Raw genomic sequence first — 23,910 nt, 5'->3', positions numbered from 1 at the left:
GCATTAGGACTAGGCTTCTTCTCTCACTTCGAAGGAATAGCTGTAAATACGCTTTTACCTATTTTTGCATCTTTGGAACTATTGGTAAACTTATACAACTGGCACAAAAATAAAAACCATACCAGAGCTGTCTTCAGCATTCTAGGGCCTGTAGCAGTGCTATTAACGCTTTATCCTCTTTGGCTATATGATTGGAGCACATACCTATTTTACTTTGGTATTTGCTTAATGGTCGTTATGTCGGTTTTGGATATCGTAAAACCAGTAAGGGAGCAAACATGCAACGTATGGCTAATTGCCGTCGTTGAAACGATTAACGGTCAATGTCTGCTTTTCGCTCATAGCAGTCTGCCTGATGAAGTCTAAACTTATTCACTTAAACTGTGAGATCTGATATGAGCTAGTACAGCTGATATGCTATTTACGACAAAGTCGCTCGGTAATTAGAGCGACATAATCCCTTGGTAATCACACTAGTACATCATCATGTTTTTAAATTAAAGCTGTTGTTTACTTAACAAACATCCAAATACCGGCAGCGATCATAAACAGGTTTTCTGTTAGGGAGATAAACCCTAGTGGTACGTTACTGTCACCGCCTACACACGCACATTTTAACTCTCGTTTATCTATATAGACTGCTTTTATCACTGAAACAGCACCAACCCCACCTATGAACAATGAAATAGGGGCAATAATATAGGCTGGTAATCCGGCTATCATTCCAATGCCAACAAATGCTTCTAAAAATGGGTAAACATAGGCGTACCTGACTACTTTCATAGCGACTAAGTCATAGGTTATAAATGAATTAGTAAAGCTAAATAAGTCTTGAAGCTTTTGTATTGCTAACACTGCCATTGTTAGGGCTACAAACAGTTCAGCGGTTTGCATTGATAATAAGCTATTATTCGCTGCAAAACTAAATGCCACACTAAGCAAAAAACTAACCGAAAAAATCGCAATCACGGGCGTGTAAGTTGTACCTTCTTGCCCAGCTTTTGGCTTATCAAAGTAATCGAGTAAGTCGTCATAGCCACCTATACGTTTATTATCAATAAATGTTTGAGGTGTAGTTTCTACACTGTGTTGTTTTTTAAATTCATCTGTTTGCTCTCGAGAAGTTAATAGCTGATCATCAACTGTATATCCCTCTCGCTCTAGTAGGTCTTTTGATTTTAAACCAAACGGACAAATATGCTCATCTGTGGCCATTCTAAAAAGTTGGGCTGATTTACTCATGTTTAGCTCCCTTTTATGTATTGGTATAAAATTTTACTTAGCATTAAAATCCGGTACGGTCCTAGATTGTGCTTGCTCCTGAGTTTCTGCTAGGCCATTTTTCTCTATATCCTTTAGTAACCACTGCATTTCTTTAATCTCACGACGCTGTGCCTCAATAATATTTGTTGCAAGCTCTTGGACTCGCTTATCTTTGATTTTTGCCCTTTCACTGGTGAGTATTGCAATTGAATGATGTGGGATCATCGCCGACATCCATGAGCTATCATCAACAGTCGCTTGTGATCGAACTAAAAATAAACTTCCCGCAAATACGGTAACACTAGCAATGAGTACTGTTATATTTTTCTTTTTATCTTTATACATATTGAGCATGAAAAGTAGCATTATCACTGCCATCATGGCTCCCATATAAAGCGCCATATAAGTGCGAGTTTCACTAAAAAAAACATGACTTAGCTGATAAGTATTCAAATACATCAGTACAAACATGACTAATGTTGATGTGGCTATCATTAAGAAAAACTTTAAATACTGCGACATTAGATGGCTCCTTTCTATCATTTACTTTGTATATCATTTATACCAATGGGTAATTCTTACAGGTTATTAGGCGTAAACCCACTATATATTTAATCATTGAATCAATGTTTAATATTACATCAAGAGTTGTGCCATAAGTGTTAAAACTGCTCAGCGTATTTGCTAATATGCTTATAAGTATTTTGCTGTAAATCGTGCGTAAGCATTTCAATATTATATTTATAAAAGCGATCGCCCATTTCCATACCTGGCGTACCAGCAGGCATAGCGGGAACAGAGAGCCCTATCGTCTTTTCAGGATGTTGTTCAGCTAAAAACTGTTTTATATGTTTGGCGGGAACATGACCTTCAAATACAAATCCATCGGCTGAAACGGCTGTATGGCATGACCGCATATTTGATTTTATTTGATACTGAGATTTAATCGTCCCCATGTCATTGACGTTAATTGCTTTTGTTTGAATATTGTTTTCGCTCAAATGAGCAATCCACTTATTACAACATCCACAATTTTTACTTTTATAAACGGTAAGCTCAATTTTAGGTTTTTCTGAATTCTCATAAGTTATTAATGCTTTATGTTGTTTTTCGATACTTATCGCCGAAAATGACATAGTTAATGATAAAAATAACGCTGAGGTAATGTAGATTACTCGCATTGTTAACTCCTTAATTTGACCAATGAATATGAGTGATTTTCCAACCTGTATCGGTGTTTTTTAATGTGATTGATTCCATTCCCATAGACTTAATATCTTTTCCTTTGTACTTTCCTTGAGTTTTACTTCTTGAAATTGAGTAAGCTATGTCTCCATTTGTGTAAACTTGATGCTCTAGTAGTTCACTATTAACAGCACTTAAGAATTTCATATCCGCTATCATATGATGTTTCGCGTATTCATCTGCAGAACGCTCAACACTTCCGCCTTCAAAAATGATGACATCGTCGGCCAGTAATTTACGTGCAGCTTCGCGATTGCCTTGTTTTAGAGATGCATGAAATAGGCTGACTGTTTTTGCAGCCTCGCTATCAACATTGACAAAGGCCTTGCCTTTTTTTGAATATTTTTCATCGTCATGTGCACTAACAGTAAAAGAACTAACAGTGCTAAAAATTAGTAGCAATAAAATTTTTAAATTAAAGGATTTAATTAACATACATTTTCCTTTTTTATTAATCGTTAAATAGGCGGACCAACAAGTGTTGTAAATACACTTGTTGTAATAAGTACAAATAGGGCAATTAATATTTCAACAGTGATCGAGCGTTTTAATATACTTATATGGTGTTGTTGAGTGATTTGCGGGACTAAAAAAAGCTTATGCCATGCACCTAGTAACAGCATCGCGCTGACGAGTAACAGCTTTAATAAAATTAGTTGCCCATAATTTGATGTAAACAACGCAGAAAATGACTCTAGGTACTGCAGGAGCAGAGTTAAGCCCGAAATAAGTAGTACAAATACAATAACAATAGCGAGTTGACCAAAGTAATGCATTAACCGCTTTACTTCACTGGTAGGTAGTAAAGTGCAGCTTTTGTAAAGCGGCCACAATGACCCTAACCAGCTCGCAATGGCAATAAGGTGAAAGGTTAAAATACTTTTCACTAACCCATTTTCATTTGCACTGTGCCCAGTAAAAGTGAAGCTATAAGCGATAAACCCAAGCATGATTAGTATAACGGCACCGTTTTTATAACCTGCTACGTTATCATCTGATTCCACACTCCACATACATGCGCTAATTAGAGCAATAATAAGCGCTGGTATTCTAAACGTTGCTTGGTCACCTATGACTGATTGCCAAACAATTTCAAGCATAAAGGGGTCAAACATTCCCATAAAGCCTGATTCAGCCATTGCTCCAGCTTCTATTGGTACTTGTAAAAGTGCAGCAATACTACCTGTAACTACACACGTAATTTGCCAACGTTTTAAGAACTGATAAAAGCTAATTACCTGATGCCCTGCAACATTGCTGTTGCCACACATAAAGCGCATTAATAAAGTGCCCGCAAGCCCTGCAATTGCTATATAGCTTGCTAGTTTTAATAATAATAAGAGTACTGACCATTCACTTAATTGCATTATGTTGCTACTTAATGATTATGTTTGCTGTGGGTATTAGATTGTTCTTGCATCATCTTATGCGATTCACTTTTGTGTACCATAAATCTAAACGTGTCGGTCATTTTATGTCCATCACCACCCAGTGCTGTCCATTTAACCGTGTAAGTGCCTTGGGCTAGGCTCGGTAATGACCAATTAAAGTCTGTGCTTGGGGTGGCGCTGGGTTTGAAATCAAAGTTTATTGATTTATTTTTTTCATCTTTGATGATGACTTTTGCTAGCCTTACTTCACCACCAAAAGTTAACGAAAGTTGCTCTGGGCTTTTCATTAACATGGCTTCTTGCGCAGGTGTTGATTGCTTGAGTGATATATGCGCTGATGCGGAAAATGTAAGCACTAAACCTAAAATGGCTACTGCAGAATTAAAAAACTTCATAATTACCTCTTATTTAAAATGATTAAAACCAAAATTTAATACCCGCAACAAATGCGGTGTTGTTGTTACTTTGTCCACTTGATGTGGCATAGTCGGCGGTATTGCCAAATTTATTGCTCCATTCAACGCCAATATAGGGCGCAAACTGGCGTGTAAATTCATAACGAACCCTAAAGCCAATCGCGCTGCTTGATAGGCCACTTCCAAGTTCGTTTTGTTTATCGTTTTTGCCATAAAGTGTAATTTCGGCTCGCGGTTGTATAATTAGCTTTTGCGTGAGTAATAGTTCGTACTCTGCCTCTAACGTAAATGCGGTATTGCCTCGCTCACCTACGTATGCTGTCATATCAAGTTCAAACCAATAAGGGGCTAAACCTTGTAAGCCAAAAGCTAACCATTGCCGATTTTCACCTTCTTTATTGTAATCAAGACGAACACCTGCTTGAGTATCCCAATATGCTGATACGGCGTGACCCCATAAAATATCGGTTTGGTTTTCTTCAATACTTCCTTCGCTGAAATCACCCTCGGTTTTAATTACCAATCGATCAAAGGTAGTGCCGTACCATGCTTGTAAGTCAAATACACCTGCGTTTGCTTGCTCGTTATATTCAAGACGATCGCCTAGTAATGCGTAAAATGGATGCTCATCAGCGAGTGTTAATCGCTCATTGCCCTCAAGCGCATATGGGCCTTCTGTTAAAGTTGTTCCCGCAGAGTAAGCATGGGGGTCTCTTGCATCTTTAGGTGCACTTCCTCCTTGTGGTTGCATCTTAGCGCTATTCATTTGTGCCATTTCACTTTGCGCTAATAAAGGGAAACTAATTAATGAAGCCCCTGTTAACATTAATAAACCTAATGATTTAGATAGTTTTAATTGTTTCATGATACGACTACCTCTCTAAACATACCGGCATCCATATGGAATAATAAATGGCAATGCCAAGCCCAGCGACCTACATCGTGAGGGGTGGTTAAAAAGCTGATTCTTTGTGCGGGTTGAACAGGTATCGTATGACGTCGCACTTGCACATCACCTTGCTCGTTTTCTAAATCACTCCACATACCATGCAAATGCATAGGGTGCGTCATCATGGTATCGTTTTGTAAAATAACTCTTAAACGTTGGTTATGCTTCATATGCACTGGCGTGCTTTTACCAAATTCTAAGCCATCAAATGACCAGCTATAACGTTCCATATTTCCGGTTAAATGCAGCTCAATTTCAGCTTCTGGCTCTTGCTGGTTAGTGATCCCTTCAAGTGAGTGTAAATCTGCAAGTGTTAAAACACGACGACCATTTTTACGTAAACCAATACCAGGATCATCAAGATTTGTTCTCGGCATATCAACGCGCATATCAACTGAAGCTCCATACTCCGTTTTTGCATGACGCACTTTAGAGCTGGCAACCGCTAATGGGTTTTCAGACATACCATGTTTGCTATGATCCATCGCCATTGGACCGTGATCCATAGCGCTATGATCCATTTCTTTAGAGTTCATACCTGACATGCCAGCCATACCTGCCATTGCAGAATGCTCACCGCCGTGGGTCATATTGCCCATCATATCGGTCATCGTTAACCATTCAACAGGGTCAAGTGCAGGTACTGGCGCATCAATATTAGGCGAGCTTGATAAAGTTCCTTTTGCGTAACCAGAGCGATCCATACTTTGAGCAAAAATCGTATAGGCATCATTTTTAGGCTCAACAATTACGTCGTAGGTCTCACCAGGGCCGAATCTAAATTCATCAACTGTCACTGGTTCAACGTTTTGCCCATCAGCTTGTACAACTGTTAGTTTTAGTTCTGGAATACGAACGTCAAAAAAAGTATTGCTTGAGCCATTAATAAACCTAAGTCTTACTTTTTCTCCAACTTTAAACATTCCTCGCCAATTTGACATTGGCGTACTACCGTTCATTAAAAAGGTCATTGCTGATGCAGATAAGTCAGCTAAATCTGTAGGATTCATTCTCATTTGATTCCACATTTTGCGGCGTTGCAAAGCATTCGAAACACCGCTATTTGAAACGTCATCAAAAAATTCTGGAACAGTGGGCTGATTGAAGTTAAATACATCACTCTGTATTTTTAATTTGCGGAACAGCGCCATTGGGTCATCATCAGTCCAATCAGATAATTGAATAACATGCTCGTTATCTGCACTAATAATATCTTTTTCTCGCGGTTCAATAATTAATGCACCGTACATGCCAGTCATTTCTTGAAAGCCACTATGTGAGTGATACCAATATGTACCGCTTTGTTGTAATTTAAATTTATAAACAAAGGTTTCGCCAGGCATAATGCCTTTAAAACTGATACCAGGTACGCCATCCATTTGGTACGGTAAAATAATGCCATGCCAATGAATTGAACTCGGTACTGATAACTTATTTGTTACTCTAATAGTAACGTCATCGCCTTCTTTGAGGCGCAAGGTAGGGGCGGGTATAGAGCCATTGATAGTTGTCGCCATACGTACTACGCCAGTAAAGTTAACCGGCGATTCATCTATAACCAGATCAATTACTTTGCCGCTAAGTTCGGGCACAGTGCCTGTTATTGTTCCTGTTACTAAAGATGATGCAGCATGTAATACACTCGGAAAAGCAGCAAGTACACCTCCTGCAATTAAGCCTTGAACAAATCGTCTTCGTGGTGTGCTAACCTGTTGTGATGACTTTTTAAACCCCATTTCCTTACTCCTTCATACCAGAATATGTATTGAGTATAGAAAATAGACCTGTCTTAAACATGACGCGAACATTACAAAGTTGTAATGTTGGTGTCATGTTGCTGTAGTGACAGATACTGCATAATATTTGCAGAGGTAGTTGTTAGGACTTTAATGAAGGAATTGTATGCGCTTATTAGTTGTTGAAGATGAATCAAAGACAGGAGATTATTTAAAACAGGGGCTAAGTGAAGCTGGTTTTCAGGTTTCTTTGGCGCGCAATGGACTTGACGGTCATCACCTAGCAATGACCGACTTATTTGATGTAATAATACTTGATGTCATGTTACCTGACGTATCCGGTTGGAAAATTTTACAGTCGCTACGTGAAGCAGATAACAAAACCCCAGTACTATTTTTATCTGCTCGCGATAGTATAGACGATAGAGTAAAGGGGCTCGAACTTGGTGCTGATGACTATTTAATAAAGCCTTTTGCTTTTGCTGAAGTTTTAGCAAGAGTACGCACTCTTATTCGCCGTGGTGTAGTACAAACAGTTGACGATATACTGATAGTTGCTGATTTAGAAATGGATATTCCAAAGCGAAAAATACAACGTGCAGGCAAGCGTATTTTATTGAGTAATAAAGAGTTTAGCTTACTTGAACTATTGTTACGGCGCGAAGGTGAAGTACTGCCACGTTCGTTAATTGCTTCTCAAGTATGGGATATGAATTTTGATAGCGACACCAATGTGATTGATGTTGCCATTCGTAGGCTAAGAGCAAAAGTTGATGATGACTTTACTGTTAAATTAATTCATACGGTTCGTGGTATGGGCTATAAATTAGAGGTTGAAACTGATGGCTATTAAGTCACGGCCTTTATCACTTACGATGCGTGTTGTGTTGTTTGTCGCTGTAACCGTTATTGCGTGCTTAACTTTAGTTGCCACCTTAATAAATAGTTCGATAAAACATCATTTTTTCCAGCAAGATAGTAGTGAACTGCATGTTATTAATCAATCTATTGAATTAGTTTTAAGACAACAGTATAAATCAAACCTGAAACTTAAAAATGAATTATCTAACGCTGTAGCGGGTCATCACGGTGTTTACTATCAGGTAAATACCGCAAAAGGAGAGCTCATTTTTCAAAGTTCTGAACGAGATTTTAGTGATTTTGTAATGAGTGCTAATGCTTCAGCTGGCTTTAACCGTAACAACATTACCTCATGGCAAAATGATACCCACACCTACCGAGCTCTGGTGAGTAATTTAAGTACTGGGCAACAGCAATACAAAATTACTACAGCGATAGACATGAGCTTTCATTTACACTTTCTCAATCAATTTCAACAAAGTCTTTGGGCTATTATGTTTGGCTCTGCGGTACTCATTTTATTGGTGGCTTGGTTTGCTATACATCAAGGATTGAACCCTTTACGAGGTTTGAGTCAGAAAATGCATGACATCCAAACTAATAAGATGGATGTAAGGCTTGATGAAAATAAAGTGCCTATTGAGCTTGTTAATATGGTGCAGTCGTTTAACTCGATGCTCGACAGGCTCCAAGGTGAATTTATTCGTTTATCAAATTTCTCTAGTGATATTGCGCATGAGTTACGTACTCCACTAACAAATATAATCACTCAAACACAGGTTGGTTTATCTAAAAAAAGACAGTTGTTAGAGTATCAAGAATTATTGTTTTCTAATCTAGAAGAGCTGGAACGACTAACTAAGATGGTTAGTGATATGCTTTGGCTTGCAAAAACTCAGAATGGACTGGTTAAACCCGTTCAAAATACTCTAAAAAGCCATGATGAAATTGAAGCATTATTTGAGTACTTTGATGCTTTGGCTGAAGACTCATTGATTACATTTAAGAAAAAAGGTCAAAACCTTTGTTTTTATTGTGACAAATTACACTTTCGCCAATTATTATCAAACCTCCTATCCAATGCAATAAGGTATGCCCCAAAAGGCTCATCAATCACAGTAAATAGTGAAATATTTACCGCTGATAAAATATGTATTTCAGTGATTAATACTGGGGAGAGAATACCTTCTGAGCATTTACCTTATTTATTTGACCGCTTTTATCGACCCGATAAATCGCGCCAACGACACAGCGATGGAGCTGGTTTAGGGCTTGCAATAGTTAAAGCTCTAGCGCAAGCAAACGGTGGAAATATAGAGGTCAGTTCAAATAATCAAACTACCAGCTTTAAAGTTTTTCTAAATTTAGCTAAAAGCTAATTATTAAATTTAATAACCCAATGTTTGCTTGTACCTCTAGACTTCCCAGCTTTCATTAAACACCGGTTTATAAACTTAAAGTACAAAACGGAAGTAAACTTCCGGTTTCTAACCCAATATTGCTATATTTCGGAAGCAAACTTCCGTTTATAGGAATTCAAAGGTAGTTATCGGAAATATACTTCTGTTTTTGAAAGCGTTGGCCTAGATAGCTATATGAGCCATTTTTCGGGGTCTTATTTGAGCGAAAAGCGGAGGGTCGGGTAAACTCGTTTTTGGACAGAAATGAGTTAAAGCCGACCAGTGGTTCTATGCCAAAAGCGGACTTGGTACAAAACAAAGGCACCTCTTGCTTCTATCAAAAGGTGCCTTCTTATTTTGTTAAAAGTCGTTTTTATCTTTAACCGATATAACTTGACCGTTTTTTGCAATTTGGAAGTAAAGCTTATCTTCGTTGCTAGCATTAGATGCACTAACTACATAGAAATTGTCTTCAACGCTAGCAATCGAAAGTTGCGACTTATCAATATTTTTCCATGACTCATCTAACTTACCGACTTCAAAACCAGCGTCTTTAAACGTCATTTTTTGAATATGTGTTGCAGCGATGATAACAGCTTTCTGACCGCTGATGACACCATGATCTCCATGTGCCTGTACATTACTAGTTAGCAAGGCACCACAAAGCGCAACGATTGATATTAGTTTGTTCATTTTAGTCTCCATTTGGTATGAAATTCGTAAAGTTAAATTCGTTATTGTTTAAGGCCAATAACTTCGTATTGCCCTTTAACCAGTAGCTGTACTGACACTGGTTTATCTGATTTGTTTTGCCAGTACCAACCATGAGAGCCTGCAAATGGGGTGGTATAACTGCCTTTCATTTCATTAGTTGTAGCAATAGCATAGCTTTCAAAATATCCCGTTGTGTCACCTTCAGGCTCACCATGTAAATCGAAGTACAATGGAGCACCATCGGTTAACCATTCATAAGTCATTTTTTCATGCTGCTTCATATAAAATTTATATTCGATGCCGCGTCCCGCAGGGACTGTCACTTCTATTGTTTGAAACTCATCCGTGCCTTTAGTTGTCTCTAATGACGTTGTTTCCATTTCAGCCGCTTGTGCAAGTGCTGTTAAACCTAACTTGTTGCCAATACCTGTCGGATCGATGTTGTACTCTGCTGGTAAGATAAAGGTAACCAGTGCAATAGCCGCGACAACGACTGCTGAAATACTCGCTTTAACGAGTGTTTTGGTACTAACTGTATGTTGCATAAAATTCTCTTTTATTTCTGTATTTCTATAAGTTAAAAATCGATTAAATAGTAAAGTAACCAGTAAGTTGTAAGCCCATCAACATCACACCAGCACTCATTAGTGCAGTATTCGTGACTGTCGAAAAACGTTGAAATGACGGCAGTTTTCTCCATGCATTTATCATGATCAAAATAAGTGCGAGCGCAGCAAATTGACCAAGTTCAACACCTAAGTTAAAGGCAATCAGGTTGGTAATAAGACCTTCATCAGCTAGGCTAAATTCTTGTAATTTGGTAGCTAAACCAAAGCCATGAAATAGACCAAAAATCAGCACCGCCCATTGGGTATTAGGCTGCCAATTAAAACAACGCTTAAAGCCACCTAGATTATCGAAGCCCTTGTAAATTACGGAAAAACCGATAATGGCATCAATTAAATAAGCGTTGACCTGTATGTCACTTAACACACCAAATAACAGAGTTGTACTATGTCCAATAGTAAACATGGTGACGTACAACAGTACGTCACGGCTACGATATAAAAAGAAGATAACACCCACTAAAAACAATAAGTGGTCATATCCCGTTATCATATGTTTAGCGCCTATGTATAGGAATGGAATAAACTGAACACCTGTATTCTGTTCCAAAAACGCTCTGGTTTTATCATCAACACCGTGAGCAAAGGCTTCAATGCTAACAAGTGCCAGCAACGCAACTGCCAAATAGGTTAACGCTTTAATCATATTATTTGGCATCTTGAGACTCCAATACTTCAACATCAGTCAAAATAGACTCCTTTTCTTTGTGTAAAATTCTGTATAAGGCAGGAATGACAAACAGAGTCAAAATCGTTGACGAAATAATGCCACCAATGACTACTGTTGCGAGAGGTCGCTGAACCTCTGAGCCAATCCCTGTATTTAAAGCCATCGGAATAAAACCTAATGATGCGACCAAGGCGGTTGTTAATACAGGGCGAAGTCGAGTAAGTGCACCGTCAAATATTGCTTTATCAAGTGCCAATCCATTTTTACGTAACTCTCTAATGAACGACACCATAACCAGTCCATTTAGAATTGCTATGCCCGATAAGGCAATAAAACCAACGGCTGCCGAAATTGAGAACGGAATATCACGTAACAATAGAGCAGCTATACCACCTGTTAATGCTAATGGAACACCTGTGAAGATGATCATTGCATCTTTAAATGAGCTAAGCGCTAGTATCAACAATCCGACAATCATAATTAAGGTGACTGGTACAACAATACTCAGTCGCTCAGAAGCGGATTGCAGTTTTTGGTAGGTGCCGCCATATTCCACCCAGTAACCAGCCGGAATTTCAACACTTTCATTAATTGCAGTTTGGATATCCGCAACAAAACTTCCTAAATCTCTTCCGCGAACATTGGCAGTAACCACAACCCTACGCTTACCATTTTCGCGGTTAATTTGGTTAGCACCAGATACAAGCTCAATTTCAACAAGTTCTTGCAGTGGCACTGAATGACCGTCAGCCAACATAATCGGTAAATAAGGAAGTTCATCAATATTATTTCGTTTTGATTCTGCTAGGCGTACTACAATATCAGAGCGCACATCGCCTTGATAAAACTTACCTGCGACAGTACCACCCATCGCAGTTGCCACTTGAGATTGCACTTGGCTAATACTAATACCAAACTGCATCAATTTTTCACGCTTTGGTACTAAGTTAAGCAGTGGTAATCCCGTTGTTTGCTCGACTTGAATGTCTGCAATGTTATCAACTTGCGAAATAGCACCTTCTATCTCATCACCTAATGCGGTTAAAGTTTCAAAATCATCACCAAATACTTTAATGGCAAGCTCGGCTCTAACCCCAGCTAATAGCTCATTAAAACGCATTTGAATGGGCTGTAAGAACTCATAGCGGTTGCCCGGAATCGGCTCAACAAGTGCGGCCAATTCTTCTACGATTTGTGCTTTAGTTTTGTCTGGATTAGGCCATAATTCACGAGGCTTTAAGATAATAAAGTTATCTGCAACACTTGGTGGAACCGCATCGGTTGCCACATCTGCCGTGCCTATCTTAGCAAAGACACGTTCAACTTCTGGCATTTGCTTAATTTTATCTTCTAACGATTCCTGAAGTGCTACAGCCTGAGATAGTGACGTACCGGGAATACGTAAGGCGTGCATGGCAATATCACCTTCATCCAGATTAGGCGCAAATTCACTACCTAACTTAGTCGCTTGATAGCCAGAAAATATAACTAAAAGTGATGCCGCAATTATCACTAACCAACGTGCTTTCAATACCCATTTCAAAGCAGGTTTATAAAGGACCGCAGCGCCACGAATAAGTGGACTGTGCTTTTCTTTTACTGGCTTTTTAAATAGTAAGGCAACCATTGCTGGTACGAAGGTTACCGAAAGCAACATAGCACTCAGTAATGCAATAACTACAGTGATCGCCATTGGATGGAACATCTTACCTTCTACGCCTTCAAGAGCGAAGATAGGCAGATAAACTACGGTGATAATAAATACACCAAATAATGCGGGACGTATCACTTCTCTTGTTGCTTCGAACACTAACTCTAAGCGTTCTTTTAGCGATAACGGGTTATTTCCAGCCTGACTTAGCCTGCGGAGACAATTTTCTACGATAATAATGGCACCATCGACTAACAAACCAAAATCTAACGCCCCCAAACTCATCAAGTTTGCACTCACCCTTGTATGCACCATACCTGTTACTGTCATCAACATGGCAAATGGGATCACTAATGCGGTTAAAAATGCAGCCCTGAAATTGCCTAGTAGTACAAAGAGCACAACAATAACCAAAATGGCCCCTTCAATTAGGTTGAGCTGTACGGTTTTTAAGGTTTTATCAACTAATTTAGTGCGGTCATAAACAGCGGTTGCGACAATCCCTTCTGGTAAAGTGGCGTTAATTTCTTTGAGCTTTTCTCCCACGGCATGGGCAACGGTGCGGCTGTTTTCGCCAATAAGCATGAACACCGTACTCATCACCACTTCACGACCATTTTGTGTAGCAGCACCAGTTCTTAGCCCTTTACCGTTTTCAATATCGGCTACGTCTTTTATATAAATTGATGAACCATCAAGCGACTTAAGCGGAATATTACCAATGGCAGTCATATCAGTAACCTGACCGGGCAGCCTTAATAACCACTGTGCGCCATTTTGCTCTATAAAGCCTGCGCCTTGATTTTGATTGTTTTGTGCGATGGCATTAACCACATCGGCTTGTGATAGTCCAAAAGCAAGTAGCTTTTCAGGTTTAAAGGCGACTAAAACCTCCCGTTCAAATCCGCCTATAGGGTTCACCTCTACAACACCGGGTACACGCATTAACTGTGGTCTTATGGTCCAGTCATGTACGGTTCGTAAATCCATTGGTGTAATAGGCGTGCCATCAGCATGTGTTGCATCAGGCTCAGCATCAACCGTGAACATAAAGATTTCACCAAGACCTGTAGCTATTGGCCCAAGTTGAGGCTCTAAGCTTTGAGGCAACTCAGCTCGTGCCGCAGACAAACGTTCATTGACTAGCTGACGGGCAAAATAGATATCCGTATCATCGCTAAATATCGCTACCACTTGCGATAAACCGTAGCGAGAAACCGAACGCGTATAGGTTAAGCCCGGTAAACCTGATAACGCAGTTTCTAACGGAAAGGTTACTCTTTGCTCAACTTCCAAAGGTGTAAAACCAGCCGCCTCAGTATTGATCATTACTTGAACATTGGTGATATCTGGTACAGCATCAATGGGTAGTTTGGTAAAGTTCCAGATACCAAGCCCTGAAACAGCAAGTACCATCACCATCACAAGGAATTTGCGCTTTATTGAAAAGCGTAAAATTGATTCCAACATTTATACGCTCCTAATGATCATGTGATGCGCCAGACTTTTCAATGTCGGCTTTTAAGATGTAGCTATTATCAGCCACGTATTCTGTACCTGCTTTTAATCCACCTAGAACTTCAATCCATTCACCTCCGGCTCTTCCAAGCTCAAGCATACGGACTTCGTATTGTTTACCGACTTTGGCATAGACAACGGTGAAATCTCTAAAACTTTGCAAACCAACACGCTTAACAGCAAGCGGCACATCGATTGTTGCTACTTCAATATTTGCTTTAACGAAGTTTCCTTCTGCAAGTTCAGCATCTGCTAATTCAACCCAAACCATTCTTGCTTGATCATCTCTCACGCTTGGCTCAATAAATGACACCTCACCTACAAGGGGGTTCTTATGACCTTCAATGTTTAACGTAACTGGCGTTTCCAGTTTAACCTTGGAATAATCCGAAGGATAAACCGCTAATTTGGCAATATGGCGATTAAAATTGGTAATGGTGAGTAAGGTTTTACCATTGGTTTGCTCACCCGCGTTTGCGAATAACTGGGTAATAACACCATTAATGGGCGCTTTAATAACGTAGGGCTTAAGACTTTCATTACTTTCTACTGTGAATAGCGTTTGCCCTTTTTTAACGATTTCACCGAAATTGACGTGTAATTTGGTGATTTCACCATCAAAACGCGCTGCAATGTTTCGCTTAGCGCCCACAGGTAAACTTAATTTTCCATAAGCAGGAATGGTTTGATGAATTGTCGCAGGGCCTGCAATTTCAGTGTTGATTTCCATTGCATCGGCAACTGCCTGTTCAATTGTGGTGCGACCCTCGAAGTTGTCATATCGCCAATTGTACTTTTTACCCTGATAAGTTGCTTCAATGGCAACGACAAAAGAGTGAGGCTCATAAATCACCATATCACCGCGAAGAAAGTCACCTTGGGCATTGAAGTTAATATCATCAGTGCCATCGCCTAGACGGATTAACTTTACGTTTAAACTAACTTTCGCTGGGTCAATAGGTTGCCCTTCATTTGTTGCCCAAACACGAAATTCTGGCGGCACGCCTGTTTCAAAAATAGAGAGTTCAATTGCAAAATCACCTTCTCGTAACATGCGCCCACGGTGTGGACCTTTCTCTGGTTCAGCTTGCTCAGCCGCAGGTGATGATGCCGCAATAGCATTAGGTGCGACGACGCCTGTTAATGAGATAAGTATCGCCAAACTCAATGACGACAGGATATTTTTATTTTTCATAAGTTTGCTCACGGTTCTACTCGCTATCACTAACGGACACGCCAGTTAGGCGTTGAATTTCAATATGTTGTAAGTGCAAAGATTGATAAGAATCAAGTAACTGATTTTGGGCGCTGAGTAGCTCTCTACGGATATCACTCCACTGGTTGTAGCTAAGTTTGCCGATATCAAATGCCTGACTTGCTTCAGTCAATGCGGTTTCTAGTACAGGAATAATTTCAGCTTGAATCGTTTCAATGACATGGTGGGAATGCGCCATTTCTTGCAATAGCACATAAAGCTGTGCATCAAGTTTCTGCATTAACGCTTGTTGCTGACTTGCCAGAACATCTTGTTTTGCGAGTAAGGCAGCTATTGTTCCTGCATTTCTATTTTCACTTCCCCAAGGAATAGAGACACCCGCCACTAAACCAAAATCATCGGTCGTTTCATATCGTCTTAGTCCAGCAGTGAATTGCCACTGAGGTTTGGCTTCAATACGTGCGAGTTCCATTTGAGACTGGGCGATACGTTGTTCATCAGCAAACTGCTGTATTTGCGGGATTTGCTTAAGCTTGTTTAGCTGGCTTTCTACAGATGGAATTTCCGGCTTAAGCACTAAATTCCCCGTTAACTTAAGCTCTGCCTGAGGCTTACCCCATAAGGATGACAGTTGATAATGGCTGGCTTTTAATTCGTGCTCTAAATCTTCGACAGCGAGATTTCTTCGAACCAACTCAGCTTGAGCCAAGCGCATTTCGACATTAGAACTTTTGCCTGCTTTTACTCTTTTGGCAATAGCGTCAACCACTTCCTGTGCCTGAGATACCGCTAATTTATTGAGTTTCAGGCGCTCTTGTTTTATCAAGATTTCAACAAACTGCTTAGCAACAATCGCAGATAAATCGAGGGCTTTTATTTTTTGCTCGACTATTACTGCACTTGCTTGGCTTTTTGCCGCATTAACTCTGCCATCAATTTGATCTTGTTGAAGCAACCAAGAGTAGGTGAGCGTTGATTGCATACTTTTTAATGCACTATGCTCACCAGTCCCTAACGCATCTTCAATCATTAAACCTATTTGAGGACGCTCTCCAATTCCAGCTTGCTCGATATTACCTTGCCACAAGGCTTCTTGAGCTATCAAGGCTTTTAATTCAGGATGACTTTGTAGAGTCATGGTCACAGCCTTGCTTAAATTTATAACCTGATGTGATGACTGTGATTGCTGCTGGATTTGCGCATTAGCCAAAAAGGGAGTTGATGTTACTAAACCAGCCCCCGTTGTTAAAAATAGACCAACAGCCAAAAACCGATTGCCAGTCGGTTTTTTTCTGTTGCTTTTATAAAGATTAAATCTCATTCCATATCCTTAATTAATGGATGAAAAAAGTTTCGATAAAGTGATGAAAACTATCGACAGTGGATGCCGCTAGTACTGGCATAGTTGCCAATAATGCTAGAGTAATGATGAAAGTAGTAAGTGACGGTTTATTAATTGGATTTAATAAACCTTCAACACGAAGACTCGTGTAATCATGTCCGAAGTAGCTAACAGACGCCTGATCGCAATCCGTAGGAAGTGCTTTTTGAAGTCTAGCGACATCAATTAATGTCTGTGCGATATCAAGGTGGTCGTATTCTTTTGTGACCTCATTGTCGGCCATCTTTTCCGTCATTAAGACATATTGCTCGATTAGGGTTTGTTTTATACGTGACGGATAGAAGCTGGCAAGTGCCGTGAAAAGCACTTTAAATAACGGGTCTCTTGCCGTTACATGAGCCAGTTCATGATTAACGATGATATTAAGTTGTTCATCGCTAACTTGGGTTTGTAGTCCGGTTGATACATATATCTTGGGAGATATAAAACCTGTAGTAAAGGCAACAGGCACTTTAACAGGCATCAATAAATATTGATTGCCATTAGTCGTCCTAGCATCTTGTGCATCAGTAAAGCTTAGTAAACTCGATAATGCGATGGACTGTTTGGTTCTAGCAAAGGTAGTCTTAGTTACGCGCCAAGCTAAATAGATTAGTGCTAAAAGTAAGGTTAACGCGTGCCAACTTGAAAAGCTAAAAATATCGATATGGTGCCAATGGGCAAAATCTTCGAACCAGCTTATGTTAAAAACTTTATCAAACCCTAACGAGTAAGGCATAAAGTAACTAATACAAGAAAAGGCTATCCACCAAGGTGCACTCACTAGTGACCACAATATAAACTTTTGACTATTAAAACTGACTTGTTCGAGTCTGAACAACACAAAACGAGATACGACAGCAACAGTTGCAATACCTATCACAAATGCAAGCACTGAAACACTGAGCAAATTTAGAACGATTGCCATATCTCCAACTAACATAATTAAGCCCGCTCCTTTCTAAGCTGGCGTTGTTTCTCGATCATTTTTTCTAATGTATCGAGTTGTTCGTCATTAAGCTGTGCCGAAGCAGAACTGAACGCAGCAATTAAGCTATTTTCACCATCATCAACAAAGTCACTGGTTACATTTGAAATAAGTTGAGCAATTAAGCCTTCACGATCTACTCTGGCTGAATAACAATACGCATGGCCTTGTTTAGTGCGTTTAAGTAATTCTTTTTTAAATAACCTATCAAGCGTACTTTGGATAGTATTTAACGAATTACCACGAGCTAACCCCAGTACTTTATGTACTTGCTTTGCATCCGCTTCTTTCACATTCCAGAAATGTTGAAGCACTAACTTTTCTAGTTCACCTAACTGCATAACACTTTACTCTATTTAATTCGTTGGCTATATTGTCACAACAAAAACCGATAGGCAATCGGTTTTTTCATTTAAGGACATTATATGGGTTGGCTAATAACTAAGTATTTGATCACCGCTACGGTCATTGTCGCGGCATCAGAGCTAGCAAAACGAAATGATAAACTAGGCGCACTAATAGTGGCCTTACCGACAGTCACAATTTTAGCCATGATTTGGTTATATGTTGAAAAGCAGCCGTCAGAGAAAATAGCCAATCACGCTTGGTACACCTTTTGGTATGTACTTCCCACATTGCCCATGTTTTTACTTTTCCCCATGCTGATGCAGCGCTACAGTTTTTGGCTATCGTTACTCATCAGCTCATTAATAACTGTAATTTGCTTTTGGCTGTTTTCTTTATTGCTGAAGCAGTTTGGAATAGATTTGCTTCCTTGAGGTTAACAGCAAGGTCCGTTGTTCGCCCCACAGCTGCCATTAGAGTATTTACGTTAACGCGTAATGGGGCAGAAGCGAGTTATACCTGAATGACTGAAATTGACACTTTTGCGAAGTTAGGCTGTGAACGATAAGTCATGGTTAGCTGTAATAAGCTAACTATTAGTAAGAGAAAATTTTCCTATTTACACATGTTTAAACAAGCTTTAGTAAGTCCAATATTTATAGTTGGCAATAAGTTATACTAGATGCTATTGATAAAATGAGGATGTTTTCGCACTAAAGTAGGGGAAGTCCAGTTAGTCGTATCTAAGTTCCCCCAAAGCTAATAACTCTAGGCATTTCTTTATGCTGTAAGAACAGTCATATAACTATACTGGTCTTGTGCAACACATAGCGCTAAGTTTCAATATTACTAAATATTTAATAGGATCAGGGATTGAGTAGCTACTTACAGCAAGAGACATATGACTGTATTTTGCATAAAGATACTACTAAGTCTTATTGATGGCTTACTTAGTACATATTCCTTTTCAATTAATTTAGACGCTAAACTACGATATAATTGTAAGTTTTTATCTGAAATTAATGTAAGTGAATACTGTAAGCTTATTTAAATTTAAAAATATTTTAAATTCAATAGCTTGAGTTTTTAAGTTCCATAAACTTACACTTTTTACCCTGTAGTTTTACCATGCGGCCGTAGAAATGCGCGACAATCCTAAGCTTGCAAGCGTACCGCTGGCAATTGGCGGAAATAGTCGTCGTGGAGTGCTCTCTACCGCTAACTATATTGCTAGAGAGTATGGGGTGCGCTCTGCTATGTCTAACTATCATGCCAAACAGCTTTGCCCTGACTTAGTTATTGTGCCTGGCAGAATGGCTGTTTATAAACAAGTATCAACACAGATCCGCGCCATTTTTAACCGCTATACTGACCTTGTAGAACCTCTTTCGCTTGATGAAGCATATTTAGATGTGAGCCATAGTACTGCTTTTAAAGGTAGTGCAACGTTAATTGCTGAGCAAATTCGTACCGATATTTTTAATACCACAGGACTGACTGCATCTGCAGGGATTGCCCCAATTAAATTTATAGCCAAAATTGCTAGTGATGAAAATAAGCCCAATGGCCAATTTGTAGTATTGCCTGAGCAGGTTGACTCGTTTTTAGCCCAATTGCCATTAGGTAAAATTCCAGGGGTGGGTAAAGTAACTCTAGAAAAGCTTAATTTAAAAGGGTTATACACGGGGCAAGATGTGCGCGAAAAAGGGGCTAATTGGATGCAACAACATGTGGGTAATTTTGGTGTGTCGTTATATCAAAAGTGCATGGGTGAGCATATAGGGCGCGTTTCCACCGAGCGGGTACGTAAGTCATTGAGTGTGGAACATACTTATGAATACAACAAAAACAGCCTAGATGAATGCCTTGAACAATTACCGCAACTGTTAGATGAACTCGTGGTTCGATTAAATAAACAGCAACTACAACATAAAATTAATAAATTAAGTGTTAAAGTTAAATTTGCTAATTTTGTAGTGACCTCAGCAGATCAAGCTGCGCATCAATTAAACACGGCTATTTTTAAAGAGTTACTCGCCAAAGCCTATCAACGTGGATTACAACAACCGGTGCGCTTATTAGGAATTGGCGTGGGTATTAAAAATCAACCAGAGCATAATTTACAGCTCAGTATTTTAGATGTGTAAAACGTGTAACTCCAAGTTGCCAGTAAATATGCAGGTTATCGCAGTTCACTGGTTATAAATTGCTAAATAAATAATAATAGGGACTACGTTTTCTAACAGGATCCTTTTTTATGGCATATCCAAAAGCAGTACTGGCTAAGCCGGTAAGTGCAAGCCTAGATTGTACATCGCATGATGCACTTATTATTATCAGCAACGACTTTTCTCATTTACCAAATACGCCACTGCGTGATGCAATTTTAGACCAAGCCCAAGTAGACTCTCGCATAGGCAATCAAGTCACCTTGTTAGTGATTGCCGGTAAACGTGTCGTGTTAGCGCCAACAGGCCCTTTAAACAGAGATTATGACGACGTTCGTCGTTATTATGATGCAGCCAAATTAGCCATTAATGAGGCAAAAGCATCAGGTAGTGTTAACCCTGCTATTTATTTACCCGCTTTAAATACGGATAGCCGTTATCAACATGCTCTTGAAGTGGCTTACTTAGGCGCATGCCAAGCATTATGGCAACCCCTAGAAGCGCGTGAGTTTCATGGTCAAGGTATTGAACCTATTACTCAAATAGGCTTAATTGATGCCAATGAGCAAACAATCAAAGCAGTCAATGCGTTAGCTGCGGGGCAATATGCCGCACGTGATTTATGTGGCACCGAGCCTGAACGCATGGCCCCCCCACGTTTTGCTGATTATTGTACTGAGTTATTTGAAAACAGTGCGGTGAGCGTTGATGTGATTGATGATTTAGCTGCCATTGATAAGCATTACCCCATGCTAAGTACCGTTGCTCGCGCATCGTATGCGGTAGAGCGTCATCATCCACGCGTTGTTAAACTTGAATACGTGCCTGAGGGCGAAGTAACCCGAACACTGATGTTTGTTGGTAAAGGTTTAGTCTATGACACGGGCGGTGCAGATTTAAAAGTCGGTGGTTTTATGGCGGGCATGAGCCGCGATAAAGGCGGTGCGGCCTCGGTTGCTGGATTTATGAAAGCAGTAGCCGATTATCAGCCTAAAGGGGTTAAAGTGATTGCCTTTTTAGCGGTTGTACGCAACTCTATTGGTTCAGATTGTTTTGTCCCAGATGAAATAATTACTAGCCGTGAAGGTGTGCGAGTACGTATTGGTAATACCGATGCCGAAGGGCGTTTAGCTATGGGGGATTTACTTAGTGAAATGAAAGATTTAGCTAAAAATGAAATAAATCCAACGTTGTTTACAGTGGCAACCTTAACAGGGCACGCTGCGCGCGCGATGGGGCCTTATGGCGCATATGTTGAGAATGGGCCCGCGCGTAGTGCTAATATTTCACGCCAATTAGCCGATTGTGGTGATTTATGGGCTGACGGTGCTGAAGTGTCGCGTTCACGCCGTGAAGATTATGATTTTATAAAACCACGCACTTTAGCTGACGATGTGCTTTCTAGTAATAATGCGGCTTCTGCTGTCACAGCGCGCGGCCATCAATTCCCTATGGCATTTTTAGCTGTGGTAGGTGGATTAGATAAGCATGGTAATGAATCTACTTTACCACTTCCTTATGTACATATGGATATTGCTGGTAGTGGCGTTGAAGGCGGCGACTGGCAACATGGTAAACCAACTGCAGCGGCAGTTAGCAGTTTATTTGCCCGCTATTGTTTATAATTTTCTATAAATAATCCTAAAAAGCCCTGAAAATCAGGGCTTTTTAATTGGTGGAAGATATTTATTACCCGGAGTTAAGGTTAACTAAGCTTAAAGCGCGATACCACGCTTGATAACTCAACACTGCTTTGTTTGAGTTTGTCGCTAGCGCGAGTTAAATCTTTGGTGTTACCCAATGATTGCTCTGTAGATTGTGATAAATCATTAATTCTTAAATTCACCTCGTCTGCGGCGGATGTTTGCTGCTCTGTGGCGCGAGCAATTTGGCCGTTCATATCGGTGATCACCGATACCAGCCTGTCTATTTCATCAAGTGATTCATTAGCTGAAGAGGCTTGTTCAACCGTAGAAATAGAAATCTCTTGGCTAGATTTTACCGCTTCAACTGCAGCTTTAGCCCCTTCTTGCAGCTTAGCTATCATAGCTTGAATCTCATCAGTGCTTTTACCTGTCCGGCTGGCAAGTGTTCTTACTTCGTCGGCTACAACTGCAAAGCCTCTTCCATGTTCACCTGCTCTTGCAGCTTCAATAGCTGCGTTTAGCGCTAACAGATTGGTTTGTTCAGCAATGCTTCTAATAACATCAAGTACCGAGCCAATATTATTACTCTCTTGAGCAAGGTCGGCGGTCACTTTGCTCACGGTTTCTATATTACTAGAGAGGGTTTCAATGGCGGTAATGGTTTTCGACACTACATTTTTACCCGTTGATGCATTACTAGCAGCATCATTTGCGGCTTGCTCAGCAGCTTCGGCATTACGGCTAACATCATGAATTTGATGAGTCATTTGCTCCATTGCCGCGGCTACTTGGGTGCTACTGTCGTTTTGAAGCTCAATAAACGACTGGCTGGTTTTGCTAGAATCATCGACTGCATGGGCATGCTCGTTTACATCGTTTGCGCTTTTGGCAACCAGCACCAAAGACTCCCTAATTTTAGAGACAAACAAATTAAATGATCTCGAAAGCTGAGATATTTCATCATTGCCATTTTCGTTGAGAGTACGGGTTAAATCCCCCTCACCTTGAGATATATCTTTCATCATTTCTGCTGCTAAACGAGTCGGCGTTAAAATACTGCGACCAATAAAGTAGCTAAAAAGTACGACAACGACGATCATAATCATTACATTGATAACGATAATAGTACGTTGCTGCGAAAAGGTGTTGTCTATGGTATCAAGGTAAACGCCCGAGCCGATGATCCATTGCCATTGATTAAAGCCTTTTACATACGCAATTTTATCTACGGGTTTGTCGCTGCCGGGTTTTGGCCACTTGTAAGGCACATAGCCTTCGCCGGATTTTTTAACAACATCAACCATTTCAACAAACAAAGGGGTGCCATCAGGGTCTTTATTATTCGTTAAATCTTTCCCTTCAAGGGCTGGTTTAATTGGGTGCATTACCATGGCTGGCTGATAATTGTTGATCCAAAAATAGTTAGTATCATCGTAACGCAATGAGCGTATTGAGGCCATCGCTTGAGATTGTGCTTGTGCACGAGTGAGTGTTTGACTTTGTTCAAGCGCTGCGTAGTGTGTAATGATGCTATAAGCAGTTTCCACCACATTTTTAGTTTTTAGATATTGCTCATTTTTAAGCGATTTATATTGATTACTTAAACTCGAAATACTCAATACAATTAAACCAAAAATTACAATCCCTACTAAAATGGCTAAACGTTGAAATATAGTAAAACGACGGAGGTTTGGCATATGCATGTTCCCGTATTAGAGCATTATTT

Annotated in this window: 22 protein-coding genes and 1 pseudogene; 6 read left to right on the top strand and 17 right to left on the bottom strand. The window is 39.9% G+C overall.

Going from position 1 to position 23,910, the window contains the following annotated elements:
- A partial coding sequence (locus tag N523_RS19645; protein ID WP_231485806.1) for a MerC family mercury resistance protein occupies nucleotides 1-366 on the top strand: 366 nt, incomplete at its 5' end.
- A 144-nt stretch (nucleotides 367-510) separates the two neighbouring features.
- Here N523_RS19645 and N523_RS0109905 read toward each other — a convergent pair.
- The 8 genes from N523_RS0109905 to N523_RS0109870 form a co-directional block, all read right to left on the bottom strand.
- Entirely contained in the window at nucleotides 511-1,242 is a 732-nt protein-coding gene (locus tag N523_RS0109905) for a MauE/DoxX family redox-associated membrane protein (protein ID WP_024032682.1), read from the bottom strand.
- A 33-nt stretch (nucleotides 1,243-1,275) separates the two neighbouring features.
- Complete coding sequence (locus N523_RS0109900; protein ID WP_024032683.1) at nucleotides 1,276-1,785, bottom strand: DUF305 domain-containing protein; 510 nt, start codon at nucleotides 1,783-1,785, stop codon at nucleotides 1,276-1,278.
- Between the two features lie 140 nt (nucleotides 1,786-1,925).
- Nucleotides 1,926-2,444: a DUF411 domain-containing protein gene (locus N523_RS0109895; protein WP_024032684.1), complete on the bottom strand. Its 519-nt coding sequence runs from the start codon at nucleotides 2,442-2,444 to the stop codon at nucleotides 1,926-1,928.
- 10 nt (nucleotides 2,445-2,454) lie between these two features.
- Nucleotides 2,455-2,943 (bottom strand): YybH family protein, encoded by a 489-nt coding sequence (locus N523_RS0109890; RefSeq protein ID WP_008109928.1) that lies wholly within the window; start codon nucleotides 2,941-2,943, stop codon nucleotides 2,455-2,457.
- 23 nt (nucleotides 2,944-2,966) lie between these two features.
- The gene (locus tag N523_RS0109885) at nucleotides 2,967-3,875 is read right to left on the bottom strand and encodes a copper resistance D family protein (RefSeq protein ID WP_008109926.1); all 909 of its coding nucleotides are present in this window, start codon (nucleotides 3,873-3,875) and stop codon (nucleotides 2,967-2,969) included.
- Nucleotides 3,876-3,886: 11 nt separating this feature from the next.
- Nucleotides 3,887-4,294, bottom strand: a complete 408-nt coding sequence (locus N523_RS0109880) for a copper resistance CopC family protein (protein ID WP_008109924.1) — start codon at nucleotides 4,292-4,294, stop codon at nucleotides 3,887-3,889.
- Between the two features lie 22 nt (nucleotides 4,295-4,316).
- Nucleotides 4,317-5,180, bottom strand: a complete 864-nt coding sequence (locus tag N523_RS0109875; RefSeq protein WP_008109922.1) for a copper resistance protein B — start codon at nucleotides 5,178-5,180, stop codon at nucleotides 4,317-4,319.
- The gene (locus N523_RS0109870) at nucleotides 5,177-7,000 is read right to left on the bottom strand and encodes a copper resistance system multicopper oxidase (protein ID WP_024601571.1); all 1,824 of its coding nucleotides are present in this window, start codon (nucleotides 6,998-7,000) and stop codon (nucleotides 5,177-5,179) included. Before N523_RS0109870 ends, N523_RS0109875 begins: the two co-directional genes overlap by 4 nt.
- A 166-nt stretch (nucleotides 7,001-7,166) precedes the next feature.
- On the opposite strand from N523_RS0109870, the gene N523_RS0109865 reads away from it, so the two are divergent.
- Nucleotides 7,167-7,853: a heavy metal response regulator transcription factor gene (locus tag N523_RS0109865; RefSeq protein WP_004588805.1), complete on the top strand. Its 687-nt coding sequence runs from the start codon at nucleotides 7,167-7,169 to the stop codon at nucleotides 7,851-7,853.
- Nucleotides 7,843-9,240 carry a heavy metal sensor histidine kinase gene (locus tag N523_RS0109860; RefSeq protein WP_024601570.1) on the top strand — a complete coding sequence of 466 codons (1,398 nt, stop codon included), beginning with the start codon at nucleotides 7,843-7,845 and terminating at the stop codon, nucleotides 9,238-9,240. The genes N523_RS0109865 and N523_RS0109860 overlap by 11 nt, the downstream gene beginning before the upstream one ends.
- Nucleotides 9,241-9,621: 381 nt before the next feature.
- Here N523_RS0109860 and N523_RS0109855 read toward each other — a convergent pair whose 3' ends face one another.
- From N523_RS0109855 to N523_RS0109820, 8 genes are read right to left on the bottom strand one after another with little or no spacing between them, the layout of a single operon-like run.
- The gene (locus tag N523_RS0109855; RefSeq protein ID WP_028834945.1) at nucleotides 9,622-9,954 is read right to left on the bottom strand and encodes a DUF6488 family protein; all 333 of its coding nucleotides are present in this window, start codon (nucleotides 9,952-9,954) and stop codon (nucleotides 9,622-9,624) included.
- Between the two features lie 41 nt (nucleotides 9,955-9,995).
- Nucleotides 9,996-10,520: a hypothetical protein gene (locus N523_RS0109850; protein WP_028834944.1), complete on the bottom strand. Its 525-nt coding sequence runs from the start codon at nucleotides 10,518-10,520 to the stop codon at nucleotides 9,996-9,998.
- A 43-nt stretch (nucleotides 10,521-10,563) separates the two neighbouring features.
- Nucleotides 10,564-11,259, bottom strand: coding sequence for a HupE/UreJ family protein (locus tag N523_RS0109845; RefSeq protein ID WP_028834943.1), 696 nt, complete (start codon nucleotides 11,257-11,259; stop codon nucleotides 10,564-10,566).
- Nucleotides 11,249-14,392 carry an efflux RND transporter permease subunit gene (locus N523_RS0109840; protein WP_028834942.1) on the bottom strand — a complete coding sequence of 1,048 codons (3,144 nt, stop codon included), beginning with the start codon at nucleotides 14,390-14,392 and terminating at the stop codon, nucleotides 11,249-11,251. The genes N523_RS0109845 and N523_RS0109840 overlap by 11 nt, the downstream gene beginning before the upstream one ends.
- A 10-nt stretch (nucleotides 14,393-14,402) precedes the next feature.
- Nucleotides 14,403-15,635 carry an efflux RND transporter periplasmic adaptor subunit gene (locus N523_RS0109835; protein ID WP_028834941.1) on the bottom strand — a complete coding sequence of 411 codons (1,233 nt, stop codon included), beginning with the start codon at nucleotides 15,633-15,635 and terminating at the stop codon, nucleotides 14,403-14,405.
- A 16-nt stretch (nucleotides 15,636-15,651) separates the two neighbouring features.
- Nucleotides 15,652-16,977, bottom strand: coding sequence for a TolC family protein (locus N523_RS0109830; RefSeq protein WP_028834940.1), 1,326 nt, complete (start codon nucleotides 16,975-16,977; stop codon nucleotides 15,652-15,654).
- A gap of 13 nt (nucleotides 16,978-16,990) precedes the next feature.
- Nucleotides 16,991-17,965 (bottom strand): M56 family metallopeptidase, encoded by a 975-nt coding sequence (locus N523_RS0109825; RefSeq protein WP_231485805.1) that lies wholly within the window; start codon nucleotides 17,963-17,965, stop codon nucleotides 16,991-16,993.
- Between the two features lie 17 nt (nucleotides 17,966-17,982).
- Nucleotides 17,983-18,366 carry a BlaI/MecI/CopY family transcriptional regulator gene (locus N523_RS0109820; RefSeq protein ID WP_028834938.1) on the bottom strand — a complete coding sequence of 128 codons (384 nt, stop codon included), beginning with the start codon at nucleotides 18,364-18,366 and terminating at the stop codon, nucleotides 17,983-17,985.
- Between the two features lie 84 nt (nucleotides 18,367-18,450).
- Here N523_RS0109820 and N523_RS0109815 point away from each other — a divergent pair, with 84 nt between their 5' ends.
- From N523_RS0109815 to N523_RS0109805, 3 genes and pseudogenes are all read left to right on the top strand, one after another.
- Nucleotides 18,451-18,804, top strand: coding sequence for a DUF3147 family protein (locus tag N523_RS0109815; protein ID WP_028834937.1), 354 nt, complete (start codon nucleotides 18,451-18,453; stop codon nucleotides 18,802-18,804).
- Between the two features lie 690 nt (nucleotides 18,805-19,494).
- Nucleotides 19,495-20,517: pseudogene (dinB, locus tag N523_RS0109810) on the top strand (DNA polymerase IV); the annotation flags it as partial.
- A gap of 110 nt (nucleotides 20,518-20,627) precedes the next feature.
- The gene (locus N523_RS0109805; RefSeq protein WP_028834935.1) at nucleotides 20,628-22,163 is read left to right on the top strand and encodes a M17 family metallopeptidase; all 1,536 of its coding nucleotides are present in this window, start codon (nucleotides 20,628-20,630) and stop codon (nucleotides 22,161-22,163) included.
- A gap of 80 nt (nucleotides 22,164-22,243) precedes the next feature.
- On the opposite strand, the gene N523_RS0109800 is transcribed toward N523_RS0109805, so the two are convergent.
- A complete protein-coding gene (locus N523_RS0109800) occupies nucleotides 22,244-23,881 on the bottom strand; it encodes a methyl-accepting chemotaxis protein (protein WP_028834934.1) in 1,638 nt (545 codons plus the stop codon).
- Nucleotides 23,882-23,910 lie beyond the last annotated feature (29 nt).

The organism is Pseudoalteromonas sp. 23_GOM-1509m (assembly GCF_000518425.1).
Lineage (GTDB): Bacteria > Pseudomonadota > Gammaproteobacteria > Enterobacterales > Alteromonadaceae > Pseudoalteromonas > Pseudoalteromonas tetraodonis.
This window is presented reverse-complemented; position numbering and strand designations above follow the sequence as displayed.

Bases quoted from the DNA above. Each gene is read 5' to 3' on its own strand.
- N523_RS0109905 (WP_024032682.1), bottom strand. From the start codon at position 1,242: ATGAGTAAATCAGCCCAACTTTTTAGAATGGCCACAGATGAGCATATT.
- N523_RS0109900 (WP_024032683.1), bottom strand. From the start codon at position 1,785: ATGTCGCAGTATTTAAAGTTTTTCTTAATGATAGCCACATCAACATTA.
- N523_RS0109895 (WP_024032684.1), bottom strand. From the start codon at position 2,444: ATGCGAGTAATCTACATTACCTCAGCGTTATTTTTATCATTAACTATG.
- N523_RS0109890 (WP_008109928.1), bottom strand. From the start codon at position 2,943: ATGTTAATTAAATCCTTTAATTTAAAAATTTTATTGCTACTAATTTTT.
- N523_RS0109885 (WP_008109926.1), bottom strand. From the start codon at position 3,875: ATGCAATTAAGTGAATGGTCAGTACTCTTATTATTATTAAAACTAGCA.
- N523_RS0109880 (WP_008109924.1), bottom strand. From the start codon at position 4,294: ATGAAGTTTTTTAATTCTGCAGTAGCCATTTTAGGTTTAGTGCTTACA.
- N523_RS0109875 (WP_008109922.1), bottom strand. From the start codon at position 5,180: ATGAAACAATTAAAACTATCTAAATCATTAGGTTTATTAATGTTAACA.
- N523_RS0109870 (WP_024601571.1), bottom strand. From the start codon at position 7,000: ATGGGGTTTAAAAAGTCATCACAACAGGTTAGCACACCACGAAGACGA.
- N523_RS0109865 (WP_004588805.1), top strand. From the start codon at position 7,167: ATGCGCTTATTAGTTGTTGAAGATGAATCAAAGACAGGAGATTATTTA.
- N523_RS0109860 (WP_024601570.1), top strand. From the start codon at position 7,843: ATGGCTATTAAGTCACGGCCTTTATCACTTACGATGCGTGTTGTGTTG.
- N523_RS0109855 (WP_028834945.1), bottom strand. From the start codon at position 9,954: ATGAACAAACTAATATCAATCGTTGCGCTTTGTGGTGCCTTGCTAACT.
- N523_RS0109850 (WP_028834944.1), bottom strand. From the start codon at position 10,520: ATGCAACATACAGTTAGTACCAAAACACTCGTTAAAGCGAGTATTTCA.
- N523_RS0109845 (WP_028834943.1), bottom strand. From the start codon at position 11,259: ATGCCAAATAATATGATTAAAGCGTTAACCTATTTGGCAGTTGCGTTG.
- N523_RS0109840 (WP_028834942.1), bottom strand. From the start codon at position 14,392: ATGTTGGAATCAATTTTACGCTTTTCAATAAAGCGCAAATTCCTTGTG.
- N523_RS0109835 (WP_028834941.1), bottom strand. From the start codon at position 15,635: ATGAAAAATAAAAATATCCTGTCGTCATTGAGTTTGGCGATACTTATC.
- N523_RS0109830 (WP_028834940.1), bottom strand. From the start codon at position 16,977: ATGAGATTTAATCTTTATAAAAGCAACAGAAAAAAACCGACTGGCAAT.
- N523_RS0109825 (WP_231485805.1), bottom strand. From the start codon at position 17,965: ATGGCAATCGTTCTAAATTTGCTCAGTGTTTCAGTGCTTGCATTTGTG.
- N523_RS0109820 (WP_028834938.1), bottom strand. From the start codon at position 18,366: ATGCAGTTAGGTGAACTAGAAAAGTTAGTGCTTCAACATTTCTGGAAT.
- N523_RS0109815 (WP_028834937.1), top strand. From the start codon at position 18,451: ATGGGTTGGCTAATAACTAAGTATTTGATCACCGCTACGGTCATTGTC.
- N523_RS0109805 (WP_028834935.1), top strand. From the start codon at position 20,628: ATGGCATATCCAAAAGCAGTACTGGCTAAGCCGGTAAGTGCAAGCCTA.
- N523_RS0109800 (WP_028834934.1), bottom strand. From the start codon at position 23,881: ATGCCAAACCTCCGTCGTTTTACTATATTTCAACGTTTAGCCATTTTA.